Here is a 3,994-nt window from a genome sequence, read left to right on the forward strand (position 1 = left end):
GCGCGCGGGGGGGCGCGCGGGGGGGGGGGTGCTCCCCCCGGCGCCCGCCGGCCTGGTCTCAGCTGCAGCCGCTGGTGGAGCCGCAGCCCTCGCAGATGTAGCAGGAGCCCGCCCGCTGCATCTTCGTACCGCACGAGAAGCAGAGCGGGGCGTCCGCGCTGATGCCGAGCTGCATCTCGACCAGTTCGGCCGAGGTGTGCGCCGTCCTGGGGGCCGGCTTCTCGGCGGCCTTCTCCTCGGGCGGGGCGACCGCCTTCAGCGGCTGGACCTGCACGGGAGCGGACTGCGCCAGGGTTTCGGCCTCCACCTCCTCCTCGCCGAAGGACGGCTCGTACGAACCCGTGTCGAGGTGGCGCTGACGCTCCTCGGCCGAGTGGATGCCGAGCGCCGAACGCGTCTCGAACGGGAGGAAGTCGAGCGCCAGGCGGCGGAAGATGTAGTCGACGATCGACTGCGCCATCCGCACATCCGGGTCGTCCGTCATACCGGCCGGCTCGAAGCGCATGTTGGTGAACTTGGAGACGTAGGTCTCCAGGGGCACGCCGTACTGCAGACCGACCGAGACCGCGATCGAGAAGGCGTCCATCATGCCCGCGAGGGTGGAGCCCTGCTTGGACATCTTCAGGAAGACCTCACCGAGGCCGTCGTCCGGGTAGGAGTTGGCGGTCATGTACCCCTCGGCGCCGCCCACCGTGAAGGAGGTGGTGATGCCGGGGCGTCCCTTGGGCAGGCGCTTGCGGACCGGGCGGTACTCGACGACCTTCTCGACCGCGGCACGGATGGTGTCCTCGGTCTTCGCGGTCACCTCGGCCTTCTCCTTCTCCTTGGTCTTCGCGGAGAGGGGCTGGCCGACCTTGCAGTTGTCGCGGTAGATCGCGAGCGCCTTGACGCCCATCTTCCACGCCTCGAAGTAGACCTCCTCGACGTCCTCGACGGTCGCCGTCTCCGGCAGGTTGACCGTCTTGGACAGCGCGCCGGAGATCCACGGCTGGATCGCCGCCATCATCCGTACGTGGCCCATGGCCGAGATGGACCGCTCACCCATCGCGCAGTCGAAGACCTCGTAGTGCTCGGTCTTCAGGCCCGGGGCGTCGATCACGTTGCCGTGGTCGGCGATGTGGGCGACGATCGCCTCGATCTGCTCCGGCTGGTAGCCGAGGCGGCGCAGCGCCTGCGGCACCGTGCCGTTCACGATCTGCATGGAGCCGCCGCCGACCAGCTTCTTGAACTTGACCAGGGCGAGGTCGGGCTCCAGGCCGGTGGTGTCGCAGGACATCGCGAGACCGATCGTGCCGGTGGGCGCGATGACCGAGGCCTGCGCGTTGCGGAAGCCGTTCTTCGCACCGAGGCGGAGCACGTCCTGCCAGGCCTCCGTGGCCGCGGCCCACACCGGCGAGTCCAGGTCGTCGACGTGCACGGCGACGGCGTTGGCGTCCGAGTGCTGCTTCATCACGCGCAGGTGCGGCTCGGCGTTGCGGGCGTAGCCGTCGTACGGGCCGACGACGGCGGCGAGCTCGGCGGAGCGCCGGTAGGACGTGCCGGTCATCAGCGAGGTGATGGCGCCGGCGAGCGCGCGGCCGCCTTCGCTGTCGTAAGCGTGGCCGGTGGCCATCAGCAGGGCGCCCAGGTTGGCGTAGCCGATGCCCAGCTGGCGGTAGGCCCGGGTGTTCTCACCGATCTTCTGGGTCGGGAAGTCCGCGAAGCAGATCGAGATGTCCATCGCCGTGATGACCAGCTCGACGACCTTCGCGAAGCGCTCGGCCTGGAAGGACTGGTGGCCCTCGCCGTCGTCCTTGAGGAACTTCATCAGGTTCAGCGAGGCGAGGTTGCACGAGGTGTTGTCCAGGTGCATGTACTCGCTGCAGGGGTTCGAGCCGTTGATGCGGCCGGACTCCGGGCAGGTGTGCCAGTGGTTGATCGTGTCGTCGTACTGGATGCCCGGGTCGGCGCAGGCCCAGGCGGCCTCGGCCATCTTGCGGAAGAGGGACTTCGCCTCGACCTCCTCGATGACCTCACCGGTCATCCGGGCGCGCAGGCCGAACTTCCCGCCGCTCTCGACGGCCTTCATGAACGCGTCGTTCACCCGGACCGAGTTGTTGGCGTTCTGGTACTGGACGGACGTGATGTCGTCGCCGCCCAGGTCCATGTCGAAGCCCGCGTCGCGCAGGGCGCGGATCTTCTCCTCCTCCTTCACCTTGGTCTCGATGAAGTTCTCGATGTCGGGGTGGTCGACGTCGAGGATGACCATCTTGGCCGCACGGCGGGTGGCGCCACCGGACTTGATCGTTCCGGCGGAGGCGTCGGCGCCCCGCATGAAGGAGACCGGACCGGAGGCGTTGCCGCCGGAGGAGAGCAGCTCCTTGGAGGAGCGGATGCGGGAGAGGTTCAGGCCCGCGCCGGAACCGCCCTTGAAGATCATCCCCTCTTCCTTGTACCAGTCGAGGATCGACTCCATGGAGTCGTCGACGGCCAGGATGAAGCAGGCCGAGACCTGCTGCGGCTGGGGGGTGCCCACGTTGAACCAGACCGGCGAGTTGAAGCTGAAGATCTGGTGCAGGAGGGCGTAGGCCAGCTCGTGCTCGAAGATCTCGGCGTCGGCGGGAGAGGCGAAGTAATCGTAGTCCTCGCCTGCCTTCCGGTACGTCTGCACGATCCGGTCGATCAGCTGCCGCAGACCGGTCTCGCGCTGCGGGGTGCCGACAGCCCCCCGGAAGTACTTGCTGGTGACGATGTTGACCGCGTTCACCGACCAGAAGTCGGGGAACTCGACGCCACGCTGCTCGAAGTTGATCGAGCCGTCGCGCCAGTTGGTCATGACGACGTCACGCCGCTCCCATGCCACCTCGTCGTAGGGGTGCACTCCGGGAGTGGTGTGGATGCGCTCGATGCGCAGGCCCTGCTTGGTCGCAGTCGACTTGGCTCCCTTGGTACGGGTACCTCGTGCCGGGCCGCTCGCCGTCTCTGTCATGCCGCCTCCCATATATGGGCAAAAACGCCCTGAAGTGCCCAGTTCTTCCCAAGGGCACAGTGTGTGTCTGGTACTCCGGACGCCTCGCGCAGCGCTCCGGAGCAGGTCTTGTGCCGTCCGTCGGCGGCTCTACCGCCTCCGCCGCACGGCTTCGGTGTTCAGTCGGCCGCGGCGGCGGGGTCGGGGACCACGAGGGTCTCGCCGCTCCCGCCCGGGTCCGTGGGAGGCCGCTGTTCGCGCAGTTCCGCGATGGCGGCCTCGAAGTCGTCGAGCGAGTTGAACGCCCGGTACACGGACGCGAAGCGCAGGTACGCGACGAGGTCGAGCTCCTGCAGGGGGCCGAGTATGGCCAGACCGACGTCGTGGGTGGTCAGCTCCGCGCTGCCCGTGGCCCGTACCGCCTCCTCCACCCGCTGCCCCAGCTTCGCGAGGGCGTCCTCCGTGACCGGCCGCCCCTGGCACGCCTTGCGCACCCCGGAGATGACCTTGGTCCGGCTGAAGGGCTCGGTCACGCCACTGCGCTTGACCACCATCAGCGAGCAGGTCTCCACCGTCGTGAAACGACGGGAGCAGTCGGGGCACTGGCGCCGCCGCCGGATCGACGTCCCGTCGTCCGTGGTGCGGCTGTCGACGACCCGGCTGTCGGGGTGCCTGCAGAAGGGGCAGTGCACGTTTCTCAACCCTCCCTCACAAGCACGACTGAATGGCCTCGGCAGCTCCGTCACGGACCTGCGAGGCAGCCCCCAGCATAGGCGATGCACTCGGCCCCCTCGGACCGGGGACCACTACTTATGGGCGGCTAGGGCAATCCAACCACTAGATCTAGGGGTTTGCTCCACTCCCACCCCGGCGCGTGTCGCGCACGGCGGACGGCCCGGAGGCAGCCTACGGCCCGGCACGAGGGTACGGGAAACGGGCGGGCGCGAGACCGCCGGGCCGGACGCGGCGCGGGCGGCGCGCGCCTTGCGCGGCGGCCGTGGACCACGGGGAGGCGTGCCCGAGGGCGCCCCCCCTGCGGCCGCACGC

At 69.0% G+C, this 3,994-nt stretch carries 2 protein-coding genes; both read right to left on the minus strand.

Translation table 11 applies throughout. The features are described from left to right. Positions 1-58 precede the first annotated feature (58 nt). Positions 59-2,968 carry a vitamin B12-dependent ribonucleotide reductase gene (locus tag ABZ371_RS29920; protein ID WP_358685456.1) on the minus strand — a complete coding sequence of 970 codons (2,910 nt, stop codon included), beginning with the start codon at positions 2,966-2,968 and terminating at the stop codon, positions 59-61. 158 nt (positions 2,969-3,126) lie between these two features. After that, positions 3,127-3,639, minus strand: a complete 513-nt coding sequence (gene nrdR, locus ABZ371_RS29925; RefSeq protein WP_358685458.1) for a transcriptional regulator NrdR — start codon at positions 3,637-3,639, stop codon at positions 3,127-3,129. Positions 3,640-3,994: the final 355 nt, after the last annotated feature.

The organism is Streptomyces sp. NPDC005899, assembly GCF_040629645.1.
In the GTDB taxonomy this organism is placed as follows: domain Bacteria; phylum Actinomycetota; class Actinomycetes; order Streptomycetales; family Streptomycetaceae; genus Streptomyces.

Excerpts from the sequence above, each read along its gene's own strand:
- ABZ371_RS29920 (WP_358685456.1), bottom strand. The coding sequence starts at position 2,968 with ATGACAGAGACGGCGAGCGGCCCGGCACGAGGTACCCGTACCAAGGGA.